The sequence below is a fragment of the Pseudomonas monteilii genome, from assembly GCA_001534745.1.
Classification (GTDB): domain Bacteria; phylum Pseudomonadota; class Gammaproteobacteria; order Pseudomonadales; family Pseudomonadaceae; genus Aquipseudomonas; species Aquipseudomonas alabamensis.
Genome location: CP013997.1, coordinates 2,732,905 through 2,749,696, shown reverse-complemented (window position 1 = coordinate 2,749,696; position 16,792 = coordinate 2,732,905). Strand labels below are relative to the sequence as shown.

The window sequence follows — 16,792 nt, the reverse complement described above, 5'->3', positions numbered from 1 at the left end:
CCCATGAAACACAAGATCCAGTCTCGCGGCCTGCGCAGCGAGATGAGCCCGCGTGCGCTCGACAAATGGAACCCCGCCATCCAGGCGGCCGTGGAAAACACCTCGGAAACCATCACCATCTACGGCGTGATCGGCGAGGACTGGTACGGGGAGGGCGTGACCGTCAAACGCATCGATGCGGCGCTACGCGCGATCGGCGACCGCGAGGTGACGGTGTACATCAACTCGCCCGGCGGCGACATGTTCGAAGGCATCGCCATCTACAACCGCCTGCGCGAGCACAGCCAGAAGGTCACCACCAAGGTACTAGGCATGGCCGCCAGCGCGGCCTCGATCATCTACCTGGCCGGTACCGAACGCCAGGTGGCCAGCAGCGCTTTCCTGATGATCCACAACTGCTGGACCTTCCTCTCTGGAAATCGCCACTACCTGCGCGATGTGGCAGACGACATGCAGGAATTCGACGCTGCCATGGCCGACCTCTACGCCGAGACCAGCGGCCAGCCCGTCGAGGACATGGCTGAGCTGATGGATGACGAGACGTTCATTCGCGGCAAGCGCGCGCTGGAGCTGGGGCTGGCCACCGGTCTCCTGGCAGCGACCGAGGTGACCGAGCGCGAGACCGAGGAAACCGGCCAAGCCAATGCCCTCAAGGCCATGGACGCAGCCCTGGCCAAGGCCGGCATGCCGCGTTCCGAGCGCCGCGAACTCTTCGCCACTTTCAAGTCTGGCATGCCTCGCGCTGCCAGCGGGGACACGCCGCGCGCTGTTCCGACCGGCACGCCGAGCGCTGCCGCGCCAGACCTCTCCGCCTCACTGAGCGCGGCAACCAATCTTCTCAATTCTCTGAAAGGAAAGTGACCATGGACTTCGAAGCTCAAGTCAAAGAACTCAACTCCAGCCTGAAGGGCATTGGCGACCAGATCAAAAGCCAAGCCGAAGCCACCGAAAGGCAGATGAAGGCGTCTGGCGAAATGAACGCCGAGACCCGTGCCAAGGTGGATGAACTGCTGACCAAGCAGGGCGAGCTGCAGGCGCGCCTGGGCGAAGCCGAGCAAAAGCTGGTGAACGCTAGCCGTGGGCGTAACGAGCCCGACCGCCAGAAGTCTGCAGGTGAAATCGTTACCGCAGCCAAGGAAATGGAGGGCGTTGACTCGTCCTTCCGCGGTTCCCGACGCATCTCGGTGGCCCGCGCCGCTATCACCTCCGCGCCCGGGTCGGGGGCTGATACCGTCCCGGCAGATCGACGCTACGGGATTCAGGCAATCCCCGAGCGACGCCTGACCATTCGCGATCTGATCGCGCCGGGTCAGACCGGGAGTAACTCGGTCGAGTACGTGCAGGAAGAAGGCTTCACCAACAACGCCCGGCCAGTTGCCGAGACGACTGCCAAGCCCTATTCCGACATCAAGTTCAAACTGGAAAATGCCCCGGTTCGCACGCTGGCGCACCTGTTCAAGGCCAGCCGCCAGATTCTCGACGACGCGCCAGCGCTGAGAAGCTTCATCGACGCCCGTGGCCATTACGGCCTGAAACTCGCGGAAGAATCCCAGCTGCTGTTCGGTAACGGTACCGGAGCGAACATCGGAGGTATCGTGCCGGCCGCCCAGCTCTATGCGCCTCCTGGTGGTGTGGTAGTAGCGGGTGAGCAGCGCATCGACCGCATTCGCCTGGCCCTGCTGCAGGCAGAACTCGCCGAGTTCCCAGCAGACGGTATCGTCCTCAATCCGATCGACTGGGCCATGATCGAGTTGCTGAAGGATGCACAGGGCCGCTATCTCATCGGCCAACCACAGGGCGATACCCAGCCAACCCTGTGGCGCCGGCCTGTTGTATCCACTCAAGCCATGCCGCTCGACGACTTCCTCGTCGGGGCATTTGGCCTGGGTGCGCAGATCTTCGACCGCCAGGACGTTGAAATCCTGATCTCCACCGAGAACGACAAGGACTTCGAAAACAACATGGTCACCGTTCGCGCCGAGCAGCGCCTGGCGCTGGCCATCTACCGTGGCGAGGCCTTCGTTACCGGCCCGCTGACCGGCAGCGGTTCGTAAGCCTTCCACTTCAAAGGCGCCAGCGATGGCGCCGCACAGGAGCGATCTCATGGCCAACACCAAGAAGCAGGACAAACCCAGCCCAATACCGGAGCAGGCTGTACCAGCACCTGCTGACCAGGCGTCGAACTCGCCGCCCGACGGCAGCGACACCAGCGGTGCAGATGCGGCCCCAGGCGGCGTGGCAACCAATCTGCCCGGCGCTGACCTGGGCGCCAACGCCGCGCAGGAAGCGGGCGGCCCAACGACCGAGGTGCCGGTAGAGCTGGCGCCGGTTGCCACCTCGGCCGAGGATGCTGCAGGTGCCGCCGCGGATGTGGCAGGACTGGACGAATCCACCTCGAGCGTTCCAGTCGAGTTGAATCCGGCCACGGTCGAGGTTTACCCGCTGCGCTCGTTCATGGACGAGGGCGAGCTGCGCCGGCGCGGTGGCCCGGGCTACCTGGTACCGCGGCGTCATGCCGAAGAGCTTGAACTCCGCAAGCTGGTATCGCGCACCCCCCTGGAGGAGTGAGCCATGTCAGTGATCAGCATGGCGCTGGCCCGCGCCCACCTGCGTGATCCGGACGATGACGACGATTACCTGCAACTGCTGATCGACTCCGCTGAGCAATCGGCCATGGACTACCTCAACCGCCAGGTCTACGCCGATGCGCAGTCGTTGGCTGAGGCGATCGCAGCCGAAGTTGCCGGGGAGAAGCCCATGCTCAGCAATGCACCGTTCAAGTCGGCCTGCCTGCTGATCCTGGGCCACCTGTACGCCAACCGCGAAGACGTCGTGATCGGTACCATCGCTACCGACCTGCCCCGGGGTTCTCAGGCGCTGCTGACACCGTACCGGGTTGGGTGGGGCATATGAGGGCCGGCCCGCTTCGCCATCGTTGCCAGTTGCAGGAAGAGAAGTCCACGCCCGAGCCAGGCGGCGGAAGGCGCAAATCTTGGGCGGAGATCAAGGCCATCTGGGCAGAGATTCAGCTACCCACGGGCCGAGTCGACCCAGTCGCCAACCAGATCCAGAACGTCGTGTCTGCCGAAATCCGGGTGCGCTTTTCGCGCATCTACAAGAACGGCATGCGGCTCGTCCATGTGTCAGCTGGCGATACCTACTTGATCGAGGCTGTGTTGCCCAGCAACGAGCGAGACATGCTGCGGCTGCTTTGCTCCAACGTCATCAATCCTTGAGGAAACCATCATGAAAGTACGAGCGCTGGCCAGTCTCTCTGGCCCAATGGGCGAAAAGGCCATCGGCGAAACCTTCGACGTGAAGGCAGACGAGGGCCGAAGCCTGATCGAAAACAACCAGGTGGAAGAGGTCACCACCGCCACCAAGCCCGCCGATACGCCCAAGGCTGCAGCGGCGGCCAAGGGCGAGTGAAGTGGCGCGCCGCTCGCGCCTGACGGGCGATATCAGGCTGCGCAAGGTGCTTCGCGCCATCCACCAGACCGTCGATAACGAGGTCAGGGTGGCCATGAAGGAGGGGGCCGACAGGATCCTGGCCAGCATGAAGCAGTTTGTGCCCAAGGATACCGGCGCCGGTGCCGAGGCGCTGACGGCCTACGTGGCCCCGAGCGGGCTGGATGCGCAGATCGGCCTGCGCGGCAAGAAGGCCAACCGCCGGTTCTTCTACCTGCGCTTCATCGAGTACGGGACGAAGGGCAACTACCGGGGCCAGAAGGGTGGCCGGCGGACGCTGCAGGCCACCAACAAGACCGATGGTCGCAACTGGTTCGGCAAGTCTCCGGACATTCCCTCCATGCCAGCTCACCCCTGGCTCAGGCCAGCGCTGGACGTGAACCGCGAGGTCGTACTGGCCGATATTCGGGCAGCGGTTGGCCGCACGCTCACCAAAGCCGCCGGAGTGCGCTGACATGGCCGATCCAGCTTTTGCCCTCCAGGTCGCGCTGTATGACCGCTTGGCTGCAGGTCTGCCGTGCCCAGTGCATGACGGCGTGCCTGACAACGCGCCGTTCCCCTACGTGACCCTCGACAGCTCGGTCAGCGACGCGGCCGACTTCCTGGCCAGCCGCAAGGATCAGCGTTTTCTGTACCTGTCGGTATGGAGCCAGTACCAGGGCCAGAGGGAAGTGCACGAAATCATGGCTGCGATCGATGGCCTGCTGCACAACCAACCACTGCCGCTCACCACCGGCCACGTCGTCGGCATGCAGGTCACGCGCAAGCAGACCAGCCGCGAGCCTGACGGCCTGACCTACCAGGGCGCCGTAACGCTGCGCGTCATCACCCAACACTGATCCACCCCTGAACCCGCCGCGTCGCGGCATATCACCTGTCCCAGGAGGACTACCCATGCCTGTTACTACCGCAGCCGGCACGAAGATTTTCATCGGGCCGCGCCTGACCGCCGACTTGCCCAAGGACAGCGCTGCTGCCCTGACCCTGCTGGCCGCCATCACCTACACCGAGATCGGCGAAGTCGAGAACATCGGCGACTACGGCGACGAGGTGGGTGACGTCACCTTTGCCTCGCTCGCCGCTTCCCGAACCCGACACCTCAAAGGCCTGGCCGACGCCGGGTCTGTCGATCTGGCGATCGGCCTGCTCGACGACGATGCTGGTCAGGTGGCCCTGCAGGCCGCGCAGAAAGACCGTAGCCGCTTCGACTACCCGGTGAAGGTGCTGTACGAGAGCGGCGTTGCCGACTACTTCGGCGCGAAGGTCATGTCGTCCCGTAAACAGGTCGGCGGCGCCGAGGACGTGCTGAAGCGCGCCGTAACCCTCGGCATCAACTCCGAGATCTACGAAGCCCAACCGGCTCCATGATCCAGGCCTGAGGCGCTGCCAGACGGCGCCTCGCTCACTCGCATCCCTATTCCAAGGAAACCGCAATGTCCAAGACCAACCACGGCACCATCATCGTTGAAGCCGGTACCGACAGCTTCACCCTCAAGCCCACCCTGCGCGCCGTGCGGACGCTGGAAAACCGCTTTGGCGGCCTCCTGCCCGCCATGCAGCAGTTGGGCGCGGCCAACCTCACCGCTACGGCCTACATCATCGCCGCGGGTGCCGGTATCGACGTCAGCAAGCGCAAGGAACTGGAGGTCGTGGAAGAGGCGGTCTTCGAAGGCGGTGTCGACAAGGTCGGCGCCCAGGTCCTGCCCTTCTTGAGAGCGCTGCTCAACCCGGGCGGCAAGACCGACGCTGAACTCGAAGCCATGCAGGGAAACGACCAGAGCGATCAGGAAATGGCAGCTACGTCGACGAACTCTTCGGAATAGCGACTGGCTGGCTGGGATGGTCTGTGAGGGACGCATGGGAGACGCCCGTGATCGAGATCCTCATGGTTTGGGAGGCAAAGGCGGACTTCCTGAAGAAGACCAACCCGTTCGGGACGCCCGAGAACAAGCCTTCTAAAGCGGCTGTGGCCAAGGATCTCCGGCGCGGCCTGCGCGGTGCAGCAGCCTCTCGGCCTTCGAACAATCCATGACCCGCCCAGGCGGGTTTATTAGTGCCTGGGGGAAACATGGCAGAAGCTGACGTTCAAGGCATGCTGGTCCGTATCGAGGCCACTACCGCCCAAATGCGGCAGGAAATGGCGCGCGGCGAGAGCGTCGTGGAGAAAACCTCCAAGAACATGGACGGCAGCCTGGCGCGCGTCGACACGGCCTTTGACCGGGCCGGCACCGGCGCGCGCGGTATGCAGGGAGTCATCTCCTCGATCGTCTCGACCTTCGGTGGATTCAACCTCGCAGCTGCAGGGTCAGTGGCCGGCCTGGTTGCCTTGACGCAAAGCACGATCTCCCACGCGCAGGAGATCAAGAACCTATCGTCGGTGGCTAACACCTCCGTCGAAGACTTCCAGCGCATGGCGTTCGGCGCCAAGTCCGTAGGGGTAGAGCAGGACAAACTGGGCGACATCCTGAAGGATGTGAACGACCGGGTGGGTGAGTTCATCCAGCGCGGCGGCGGCGAGATGTCCGACTTCTTCAAGGAGATCGCACCTCGCGTCGGCGTGACGGCTGACCAGTTCAAGAACCTGTCCGGTCCGCAGGCGCTGCAGCTGTACTACGACTCCCTCCAAAAGGCCGGGCTCAACCAGCAGCAGCTGACGACCTACATGGAGCAGATGGCGGACGAGGCCACGGCGCTGATTCCCCTGCTGCGTGATAACGGCAAAGGTTTCAAGGACGCCGGTGACCAAGCCGACAAGCTCGGCTCTGTGATCTCCAAGTTCAACATCGAACGCCTGGTTGATGCTGGCCAGGCCATGCGTGAGCTGGAAGCTACCTTCTCAGGTGTAGGTCAGCAGATTGCCGTGGGCTTGCTGCCAGGCATCGAGAGCGTAACGGCCGGCCTGGCCAACTTGCGGGACACCGGCGGTGCACAGAAACTCGGCGAGACCATCGGCTTTCTGGCCGAGAACGTCGACATCCTGGCCGCTGCCCTGGGCGGCAAACTCGCCGCGGCGTTCTCCAAATACGCGATCGATGCCGTTGTCTCAGCTGGCGCCGCAGGCAAGGCGTTCATCGAGAGCACGGCAGCGATCAAGGCCTCGAGCGTTGCGCACGCCGAGGAGGCCGCCGCCGCAGCTGCGGGCAGCGCCGCGAAGCTCCGGGAAGCTGTAGCGGCCGCAGGCTCAACCAAGGCCATTGCTGCGGAAGCGGCCGCGCGCGTGGCCAACCTGAACGCAGTCCGCGAGTCGCTCGGGTATCAGGCGGTCCTGGCAGCCGGTACCCAGCAAGAGAAGCAGCTGAAGGCTTCGCTTGCGGCGATCGAGCTGGAGCTTGCTGCCGCTCGCAAGGCCGCCACCGCTGCTGCCACTGCTGAGGCTGCGGCGTCGAATGCAGCAGCAGCTGCAATGGCGCGTGACACAGCGGCCACTCAGGCGAACGCTATCGCCCAGGCCGAAGCGGCTGCGGCGAAGGGTGTGCTGGCGCGTGCAGCCACCGGCCTACTTGGCTTGCTGGGTGGGCCTGCTGGCATCGCCGCCCTGGCGATCGGTGCCGGCGTAGCCTTCCTGACCATGGGCAGCAACGCGAAAAGCGCCGGTGCTGACCTCGGTGACCTGAAACGCTCGGCTGCCGAGGTGCGCAAGGAGTTCGAGAGCCTGACCCGCGCGCAGCAGCGCAGCCGTATCGTCTCGGCCATTGAGACCCAGGAGACGGCAGCGGTCAGTGCTGACCAGGCGTTCGCTGACTTCCTGAAAACAACCCGCCAGGTGCTGGGCAGTACGGTCGGCGCCCGCATTGCCAAGGAGGCGGAAGAGGCGCGCAAGGCTGGGCAGGATCTCAGCTACACGATCGACGACTGGCGAAAGCGCTTCAATTTCCCAGAGGACGGATATCGCAGCCTTACCCGGGGCGCCGAGGCCGTTTCCACGCTTGATCAGACGACCAAGCTTGCCGCCGACCGCGTGGCGCTGCTGACCGCCGAGACGAAGGCGGACACCGCAGCGACCGAAGCCAACACGGGCCTTACGATTGAGCAGACGAAGGCTGCTGGCGATTACCAGACGGCCCTGCAGAAGCAGCTGAACACCCTGCAGGACAAGACGGCGGTCGACGCCGCCAATCGGTTCCTCACCGAACAGAAGATCGACGCCCAGAGCAAAGAGGGCAAAGAGATCCTGGCCACCGCCCAGGCCATGGATGCGCAGAAGGCGGCAGAGCAGGCTGCGACGAAGGCCAAGAGCGACGCCAACAGCGCCTCGCAGAAAGCCGCCACCTTGACCGAGAACCAGGCCAAGGCGCTGACCGATCTCAAGACGCAGGCCGACATCGCCATCAGGTCCGCCACGGGCCTGGCTGATGCCTTCCTGGCCGGTACCGACCGCACTCGGGAGTTCACGCTGCAGCAGAAGGTCGAGGAGGCCTTGCTGAAAACCAGCGCTGGCGCACGAGATGCGGTGACCAAGGCCATCCAGCAGCAGATGGCGGCCGAGGATCGGCTAGCTGTCAGCAAGCAGGCCTATAGCCTGCAGCAGGAAGCGACCGACCAGATCGACCTGGCCAAGGCCACCCTGCAGGGCGCCGACGCCCTGGCCGAGTACAACGTGCAGAAGGCTCTGAAAGTGGCGCTGGCGGGCAAGGACATTACCCAGGCTAGCGTCGAGTATGAAGCGCTGGTCAAGGCCACGCGTGCGCAGCAGGACGCTCTGGACATTGCCCGCAAGGCTACGGCGGCCGGCTCGATCCTAGACCGGCTGTATCCAGAGCAGAAACTGCTCAGGGACTACACCGAGGAGCAGAAGGCGCTGAATGCCGCTATGGCGCTGTATCCAGAAAATGCAGCCAAATACCAGGAGGCGATGGGCCGGCTGGAGCTGGAGTATCAGAGCAACCAGGCCGCAGCTACCACCTGGGGCCAGGTCACGATCGCCGCTGTCGACCGTATCGACGATGCCTTTGCCGACATGTGGAAATCCGTGCTGAGCAAGTCCGGCAACTTCATGGACACGCTCAAGAACAGCTTCAGGCAATTCCTTGCCGAGATGCTGCACCTGGCCATCACCAAGCCCATCATCGTGCAGATCGGCTCTGCGCTGGGCGTGGGCGGGCTGGCAGGTTCAGCAGCCGGAGGCGGCGGGGCTGGCGGTGGGTTAAGCGTTTCGAGCCTCTGGAATGCCGCGAGCAGCGCCTATCGCCTGGGCACCTCTGGGTTTGGCAGCGCGCTCAGCGCTGGTTGGTCGGCTGGCGAGGGTTTCCTAGGCGGCCTGCAGGGCGCCATCAGCAGTGGCTCGAGCTACATCAGCAGCGCGCTGGCCTCGCTGTTCGGCAGCGCCTCGACTGCGACGGCCTACCAGAGCGCGATTGCAACCGGGGCCAGCCAGTTCGGCGCGCAGTTCTCCATGCAGGCCGGTGCCCAGGCTAGCTGGGGCGCTGCGTCCGGAGCGGCGGCCTCCGGTACCGGGGCGGCCGCCAGTGGTGGCCTGAGCCTGGGCGGCCTGGCCTCGGCAGCCCTGCCGGCTGCTGCTGCCTTCGCAGCCTTCAAGGCCTACGAGGCCTACAAGAACGGGGTGCGTCTGGATGCCTCAGACACCCGTGGCAATGCCGCTGCCTGGGCCACGGGCTTCCAGCCGATCGCCGAGCTGAACGGCGCCATCGGCAAGCTGACCGACAAGCTCGGTATCGGCGGGGCGCTGGGCAATTTGCTCAACATTCCCGGGACCATCACCGCCATGATCGGCAGTGCGCTGTTCGGCGGCAAATGGCAGACCAAGGACACCGGCATCTCTCTCGGCGTGAACGACGGCGATTTTCTAGGCCAGCAGTTCGTGTACCAGAAGAAGAAGGGCGGCCTGTTCGGCAAGAACAAGAAGCGCACCAGGTACAGCGCGCTGGATCCCGAAGTAGAGTCCGCTCTGCAGGATACCTACGACACGACGCAAGAGTCGGTGGTCGAGCTGCTCGATCGCATCGGCGTGTCGGTGGGCGAGGGCGCCTTCGCCGGCCTGCAGATCGCCCGGCAGCAGATCTCGACCAAGGGCAAGACCAGCGAGCAGATCCAGGAGGAAATTTCCAAGATCTTCAGCGGGTTCGCCGACCAGATGGTTTCCTTCATCGACCAGGGCGTCGGCGGGTTCGGCTACAGCTATGCCGACCTGGCTGAGCGGGTCAACGTCTTCGAGAGCTTCAACAAGTCCCTCGGCCTGGTCGATGTGGCCATGCTCAAGCTGTCGCCGCACTCGATGGAACTGGCCAACGCCTTGGTCACGGCCGCCGGTGGCATGGAAGCCTACACCGAGAGCCTGAACACCTACTTCGAAGCCTTCTTCAGCGAGAGCGAGCGGGCCGACAAGACGCTGTCGGCGGTGCAAGAGCAGTTCAAGGCCATGAACGTGGCGTTGCCGGAAACACGGGAGGGATACCGCAAGGTCGTCGAGGCGCTCGATCTGACCACCGAAACGGGTCAGCAGATGTACCTGACCCTGATGGGCGCGGCAGGCGCAGCAGCGCAGGCCTACGACATCCTCGAGTCGCGCGCGGCAGCTGCTGCTGAGGCTGCATCTGCGGCTGCTGAGGCATACGCAGAGAGCCTCGGCGCCTATCTGAACGCCTTCTTCACCGACGCAGAGCGTACGGAGTCGACGCTGGCGGCGGTGCAAGAGCAGTTCAAGGCCATGAACGTGGCGTTGCCGGAAACACGGGAGGGATACCGCAAGGTCGTCGAGGCGCTCGATCTGACCACGGCCACCGGCCAGCAGATGTATAGGACGTTGATCGGTGCGGCCGGGAGCGCAGCGCAGGCCTACGATGTCCTCGAGGCGCGCGCCGCAGCCTCGGCGCAGGCAGCGCAAGAGGAGGCGGCCCGGGTGGCGGCTTTGCTCGGCAGCAACGTGACCGCGGCGATGGGCGCAGTTCAGCGGGCCGTCAACGCTCAGAAAACCGCGCTGACCGAGGCATTCAACGCGCAGACCGCCTCGCTCAACGACATGTCGCAGACGGCTCAGAAACGAGTCACCGACCTGACGTCGGTGAGCAACAGCCTAGGCAGTGCCCTCAAGTCCCTGCGCGGCGACTCTGCTGACGCCGTGAAGATGCTGCGTTCGCAGGCCCAGGCCACCCTGGCCAATGCCCTGGCGGCTTCGCGTGCGGGCAAGTCGCTGAGCAGCATCCCCGGGCTCGAGGACGCGCTGCAGGTGGCCAGCCAGAACAGCACAGCAGCCTATGCCTCCCTTGAGGCATTCAACCGCGACCAGGGGCGCACGGCCAACGTCGTCAGTCAGTTGAACGCGGCCAACGGCAAGCATCTGACGGCGGCCGAGAAAACGGTGGAGAGCCTGCAGGCGCAAATTGCGCAGGCGCAGAAGTCCTACGACTTGCAAATGGCTCAGTACGACGCGCAGCTCTCGCTTGCTCAGGCACAGGTCGATGCGCTGAACGGCGTGGACAACTCGATCGTGTCGGTGGCCGCCGCCGTTGACAGGCTGAGCTATGCCATCACCGCCTCGCTGTCGATCAAGGATGCCAACGCTGCTCGGCAAAACACCTCCGGCAACAACGTGGCGCTGCTGCGGGCCGTGTATCAGGCCGTTCTCGGCAGGGAGCTGGACGCGTCCGGACTGGCAACCTGGACGGCTGCTTTGCAGAACGGCTCTGTCACCTATGCCAACTTGATGGACACCATCGCTCGCGGCGGTGCTGCAAACGGTGAGGCCGTCAGGATTCCTGGCTATGCCTCAGGGGGCATGTTCAGTGGTGGGCTGCGCCTGGTAGGGGAGCGTGGACCGGAACTGGAGGTGACCGGGCCCAGCCGGATCTACAACGCAGGCCAGACGGCAGCGATGCTTGCAGGCGGCCAGGACGAGGCTACGGCCGCAGAGGTGCGCGAGCTGCGAGCCGAGCTCAAGTCGGCCTTGTTCGCGATCGCCAAATACACCCAGAAAGCCGCCAAGAACACCGATCTTCTACCGCAGAAACTGGAACAGGAGCTGTACCCGTGAGGATCATTGAACCAGTTACCATCACTCCGGACATGGCGGTGATGGAGGCGTTTCAGGTGGCGCCCGGCGCCGAGCCGCTGGTGGTCAAAGCAGGGCAATCCTTCCAGGTCGCCTCGCTCGTCACCAACGTCCCGGAGAACGACTATCCGGTCTGGGTCCCGACGAAGGCGTATGCGCTCGGCGAGCGCGTCATGCTCGAGCACCGTAACTACGAAGCGCACGTCGCGCATAGCAACAAAAGCCCGGCCGGGGCCGCTACCGAACCACCAACCTGGCTGGACTTGGGCCCCACCAACCGCTGGCGCCTGTTCGATGACAAGATCGGTACCGAGACCAGCAACCCGGAGAGCATCGCGCTGACCATCGCCCCGGGCCGGGCGGTGGACTCGCTAGCGTTCTTCGGACTGGACGCGGCGTCGATCTACGTGCGAGTCGTTGATCCCTATCAAGGCATCGTCTACGAGTCGAGCGTCTCACCCGTGTCCACTGACGGCATCGACGACTGGTACGACTACTTCTTCTCTCCGGTCGAGGTGAACGAAGACTTCGTGCTGCTCGATGTGCCGGTGGGCAGCTACGGCTCTATCGAGATCAGGATCGCCAAGCCCGGGGGGCTGGCCAAGGTAGGCGCGCTGATCCTGGGCAAGGCCGCCGTGCTGGGCGAGGCGCTCTATGGCACAGCGGTGGGGATCACGGACTACAGCCGCAAGGAGCGCGACGACTTCGGCAACATGGTGGTGGTCGAGCGAGACTATTCCAAGCGCGCCGACTTCGACGTGATGGTGCCCACCAGCATGGTGTCGCAGGTCCAGCGCCTGCTGGGCAAGTACCGAGCCAAGCCACTGGTGTGGATTGGTGAGGCCAGCCTGCAATCCACGATCCTCTACGGCTTCTACAAAGAATTCAACCTGGTGATCAGCGGCCCGACAGCGTCGGACTGCTCCATTTCTGTCGAAGGACTCATCTGATGGCAACACCCATTGTTACTCGGCTGCCTGAAGCCCCGAGCCGACAAAACTCGGCGGGCACCTTTGCCGCGCAGGCCGACAGCTTCATGGCGGCCTTGCCGGCATTCGGCGACCAAATCAACCAGGTGGTGGACCACGTCGGCGACCAGGTGGACGCCGTCGTTGAAATCGCACGGCAGATCACCAATAACGGTACGGTGCAGGTCGAGAAGGCGGCAGACAACGCCTCAGCTGCGGCGCAAAGCGCCCAGACGGCAGCCAGTCAATCGGCTGCGGCCAAGGGACAGGCCGATGCCAGCAGGGGGCACCGGGAAGCGGCGCAAGCGGCTGCAGCGGCAGCGCAGGCCTCGGCAGGGTTGCCGGCCACAGCTGGCAAGGCCGGTGCCCCTTTGGTGGCGCGTCCCGATGGTGGCGTCGAGTTTTCCAGCAGCCTGAGCCGTTATGACCTGAGCCTGGCGGCCAGCACGGCCTTGCTGGATCTGGCGCAGAGCCAGGTGTTCAAGATCGACGCCTCGATCAAGCGCACCCTGTCCTTTGCCAACGCTCCGGCAGGCGGGCGGGCCATGACCGTGGTGCTGCACGTCACCGGCACAGTTGAGCCCACCTGGCCACCCGACATCCTGTGGAACAACAGCCAGTTGCCGGTGATGGGCACCAACTGGACCACGATCATCCTGATCTGGGTCGGGGATGGCTGGGTGGGTTCGGTCGGAGCGCGGTCATGATCGAGGTCGCCCTGATGCTGGGCAATGTCCAGGACTCGGCCAGTGCTTGGCAGTTCATTGGCTCGACCAATCTGCTGACTACTGACAGCGCCTCGCTCACGCCAGGCCTGCCGGCTGGTATCCGAGAGGGCGATCTGCTGGTAGGCGTCATGTCGCCACGCTCCGAGCAGGCGCCGACCGAGATGCTCACGAATGGCTGGCAGCGCTGGCGGACCGGCAACCAGGATTACTTGTGCGCGGCGCGCTACGTCGCCGGGCTGGCTGCTCCCAAGTGGTACAAGGGGGCGGCGAACGGGGTGTTCACGGCCGTGCTGGCGTTTCGTACCCGGGCATGGTCGACCTTCAGCCTGGCGGCGCAGTCGGTGCCGGCCGCACCGGCCGATCTCGGGACCACGGTGCGCAACTCGCTGGTGCTGGCCATCGGCGTGACCCCGGGCACCACCCGCGACTGGCAGGTGAGCGTCGAAGGGACGTTGGCGCCCGTTACGCGCATCGAGCGTGCGCTGGCCCCTGGCATGCAGGTTTCCTCGCTCAGCGTCGACTATCCACAGCCGGTCAGGGGGTTGATGGTCGATGCCCTATCCGGCAGTGAGCGCAACCTGATCCTCACCGCCTACTGACCAAAGCAGCAACAACACACCGCCTACGGGCGGTTTTTTATGCCTGGAGAAAAGACACATGGCTTACAACAGCGCCCACACCGGGGCGGAGATTGACGCATCGGTCGAGATGCTGGCGCAGATCCAGACAGCGCGGGACGAAACCGGCAGCAATGCCGACGCCGTAAAGAAGCTTAGCGCCGAGGTCAAAACGAACGCGACTCAGGTGCAGGAGCAATCGCAGAGCGTCACGCGCAGCGCCACCCAGGTCGCCCAGCAGGCGCAGGCCGTGGCGGCAGACCGGCAGGTCACCCAAGAGGCTGCGGACCTGGCACAAGAGGCCAAGTCGGCCGTAGCAGCTGATCGCAACACCGTGCAGCAGAACGCCACCCTGGCCGAGAACAGCGCCCGTGCGGCCCAGCAAAGCCAGATCGCCGCCGGCCTTTCCGAGCAGGTGACCCAGGAGGCCAGCACCTTCATTGTCGGCGCGCGCGCGAGCGTTGCAGAATCGGCCGCACAGGTGGCAGCTGATCGAGCCAGCGTCGAACGAAACGCTTCTGCAGCAGCTGCCAGCGAGGCCAAAGCCGCGGCGGTGGTCACTGGAGGTACCGCCAGCTTTCAGCCCGAGCCTGGCAAGATGCCAATCGCTGATGGCGCCGGCACCATCCACGATGACTGGTTGAGCCGGAATGTGGCACGTACTACCCAGGTCGATGATGCCGCCAACCAGGCGAGTGAAGCGGCGCGACAGGCCTCGGAGCTGGACACTCAGCTGAACGCGGTCAAGCAGGAGGTAGGCAAGTCCACCACGCTGGCCAACTACGACGACCTGCGTGCCTACACCGGCACGGCTACCGAGGTGACCCTGACTCAGGGCGGTATCGCCGGCACCTTCCGGCGCCTGATCGGCTCAGGCAAAGGTGACAACGGCGGCACCTACATCGTCGGCGGGAACAGTACGGTCTGGGAGCGCATCTTCGATGGTATGATCCATGCCATCTGGTTTGAAGGGCAAAGCGACCTGCAGATCATCCAGCGGGTGATCGACGCGGTGCTGGCGATAGGCGGGCAGGAGGCGGTGGTCTCGCGTGAGTACGTCTGCGTGGGCGCCCTAAAGAACCGCACCAACGTGCGCTTTGTAGGCACGGGCCAGCTCTCGGGCAATGCCTCTTACCGGGTGCGGGTCATTCCGGAGTCTGCACCGACGAGTCCGCCTACCTTCCACGACCTGGAGCCTGCTCGCCACCTCAAGGCCTTCTCCAATGCCAGGGCGCCGGTCGTAGTGCTGACCGGCAGTTCGACCGGCACCTGGAACCCCAACACGGTGGACACCGGCGGCGGGGTAGCGGCGATGCTGTCGCTGCGTATCCGCCAGCTCAACCCGGAAAAGAAGATCACCTTTCATAACCGCTGCATCGGTGGCCAGACCTTCGCCAACCTCAACGACAAGCCCACGGTGTTTCCATCGTGGTACACCGATTCGCGGCGTGCCTGGATCGATTATCTGTCGGACGTCAAGCCGGACGTCATCTACATCATCATGGGCAGCAACGACAGCGGCAGTATCTCGAATGCTGCGCTGACGTCGGCAGTGGCCAAGATGAGAGGGTTTGCTAAGGTGCCGGACATGGTGTTCATCACCCAGCCCTCGGTGTGTGCCGACCCGAACGACGCCTTTGCCTCCTACGGTAGCTACGATGAGCAGGAGGGCCGAGACTTCGCGGCCGGGCTGGTGCGCTCGTTTGCGCTCTACAACGACTATGGCCTGATCGATGGCAATCGCATGGGCGGTATCGTGATGGACGGTCGGGATATCCTGGCAACGGCCATGAAGCGTCTGGCGGCGAGTGTGGCAGCGCCGAACGGCATGTATATCTGCCCGGTCGCCGCCCATGACTTCGCCATGAACCTGGCGTTTGTCGGCGATGCTGCGGCCAACAACGCAGCCTTCAGCATGTCCGAAAACCCGAACAATCCGCCGATCGTACGGGTGGGCGCGGGCGGTGGTAACGGTAGCTCTGGCGATATCGTGCAGATCCGCAAGGACTCGAATGGCTTCTTCGTGTTCCAGTGCTACTGCGGCGGCGTCAACTACCAAACCATCAACACCACCATCCCTTTCCCGGCCGGGTCGTTCAATCTTGAGGTGATCAAAAGCGGTATCTGGCTGGCGATCAGCCTGGACGGTCAGCAGGATACGACCCGCACCGCCATGAAGCTGATGACCCACGGCGGCCAGTTCTACCCCCTGACCCGCTACTACGGCCTCGATACCGGGCCCTGGTCACACGTTAACCATGTGAACTTGGGCGAGCCGCTGGCCTACCGCCCGCGGCTGACCTCGGCGCAGGCCTGGGGCGCGCCCAACCCGACTGCTGCCACTTCGCTTCCCTATGGCGGCAATGGGCTCAACCACTTTTCCTCAAAAGGATCTGCGCTGATCTACGGCCCCCTTATTGACGGAGATAACCTGCAAGGCACACAGTATGGCAGCGGTATTTATACGCCAGTACTCAGCAACTTGCAGAACCTCAGCGCGGCTGTACCGCGTGACACCCTAATGTATGTTCGGGTAAATAACTTGGTATCGGTGTCAGGTTGCATCACGTTAACGCCGTCAGCCGAGTCCGCACTCACGCAGCTACAACTGTCGATCCCGGTCGCGTCGGATTTCACCGGAGTTACGGACGCGGCTGGGCTTTGCTCGGGTGTGCAAGAACCGTTGATGACAGGAGTGATCTGGAGCGATCCGGCGGCAGACAATGTGCTTATTCAGTTCAAGTCTACAGGAAAGGTGACAGTCCAAGTGCGCATCAGTTTCACCTACCAAATTAAATAATTTCAGATTATGTTTCCCAATTCATTCAGCTCTTACCTGCGCTGGTGAAGATTATTTGCCTGTGCCATTTTGGATGCGAAGAACTGACCGTCGCTATCGAAGGAGGTTTCGATCTCTGTAGTAAGTTTGTTTTGGTTTGTTCGGTGTGTATTCAGTTGACGGGGTGTGATAAGTTTGGTTTCTTGAGGTCTGAACATGCGAAATGT

The 16,792-nt window shown here is 63.8% G+C and carries 14 protein-coding genes; all 14 read left to right on the top strand.

The window, feature by feature from the left end:
• The first annotated feature begins 3 nt into the window (after positions 1–3).
• The 14 genes from APT63_11760 to APT63_11695 all read left to right on the top strand — a co-directional run bounded on the left by APT63_11760 (position 4) and on the right by APT63_11695 (position 16,586).
• Positions 4–861, top strand: coding sequence for a peptidase (locus tag APT63_11760; protein ID AMA46246.1), 858 nt, complete (start codon positions 4–6; stop codon positions 859–861).
• A 2-nt stretch (positions 862–863) separates the two neighbouring features.
• A complete protein-coding gene (locus APT63_11755) occupies positions 864–2,054 on the top strand; it encodes a capsid protein (protein AMA46245.1) in 1,191 nt (396 codons plus the stop codon).
• Positions 2,055–2,103: 49 nt separating this feature from the next.
• Entirely contained in the window at positions 2,104–2,568 is a 465-nt protein-coding gene (locus APT63_11750) for a hypothetical protein (GenBank protein AMA46244.1), read from the top strand.
• A 3-nt stretch (positions 2,569–2,571) separates the two neighbouring features.
• A complete protein-coding gene (locus tag APT63_11745; GenBank protein AMA46243.1) occupies positions 2,572–2,913 on the top strand; it encodes a hypothetical protein in 342 nt (113 codons plus the stop codon).
• Positions 2,910–3,236 (top strand): head-tail adaptor protein, encoded by a 327-nt coding sequence (locus APT63_11740; GenBank protein ID AMA46242.1) that lies wholly within the window; start codon positions 2,910–2,912, stop codon positions 3,234–3,236. Before APT63_11745 ends, APT63_11740 begins: the two co-directional genes overlap by 4 nt.
• Positions 3,237–3,430: 194 nt before the next feature.
• Positions 3,431–3,922 (top strand): hypothetical protein, encoded by a 492-nt coding sequence (locus tag APT63_11735; protein ID AMA46241.1) that lies wholly within the window; start codon positions 3,431–3,433, stop codon positions 3,920–3,922.
• A gap of 1 nt (position 3,923) precedes the next feature.
• Positions 3,924–4,307, top strand: a complete 384-nt coding sequence (locus APT63_11730; protein ID AMA46240.1) for a hypothetical protein — start codon at positions 3,924–3,926, stop codon at positions 4,305–4,307.
• 55 nt (positions 4,308–4,362) lie between these two features.
• Positions 4,363–4,836, top strand: coding sequence for a hypothetical protein (locus tag APT63_11725; GenBank protein ID AMA46239.1), 474 nt, complete (start codon positions 4,363–4,365; stop codon positions 4,834–4,836).
• A 65-nt stretch (positions 4,837–4,901) separates the two neighbouring features.
• Entirely contained in the window at positions 4,902–5,291 is a 390-nt protein-coding gene (locus APT63_11720) for a hypothetical protein (GenBank protein ID AMA46238.1), read from the top strand.
• A 245-nt stretch (positions 5,292–5,536) separates the two neighbouring features.
• Complete coding sequence (locus tag APT63_11715; protein ID AMA46237.1) at positions 5,537–11,455, top strand: hypothetical protein; 5,919 nt, start codon at positions 5,537–5,539, stop codon at positions 11,453–11,455.
• Between the two features lie 32 nt (positions 11,456–11,487).
• Complete coding sequence (locus tag APT63_11710) at positions 11,488–12,423, top strand: hypothetical protein (GenBank protein ID AMA46236.1); 936 nt, start codon at positions 11,488–11,490, stop codon at positions 12,421–12,423.
• The gene (locus tag APT63_11705; GenBank protein ID AMA46235.1) at positions 12,423–13,148 is read left to right on the top strand and encodes a hypothetical protein; all 726 of its coding nucleotides are present in this window, start codon (positions 12,423–12,425) and stop codon (positions 13,146–13,148) included. The genes APT63_11710 and APT63_11705 overlap by 1 nt, the downstream gene beginning before the upstream one ends.
• Complete coding sequence (locus APT63_11700) at positions 13,145–13,768, top strand: hypothetical protein (protein ID AMA46234.1); 624 nt, start codon at positions 13,145–13,147, stop codon at positions 13,766–13,768. Before APT63_11705 ends, APT63_11700 begins: the two co-directional genes overlap by 4 nt.
• Before the next feature lie 58 nt (positions 13,769–13,826).
• On the top strand, positions 13,827–16,586 hold the full coding sequence (locus APT63_11695) for a hypothetical protein (GenBank protein AMA46233.1): 2,760 nt from the start codon (positions 13,827–13,829) through the stop codon (positions 16,584–16,586).
• The last annotated feature ends 206 nt before the right edge of the window (positions 16,587–16,792 follow it).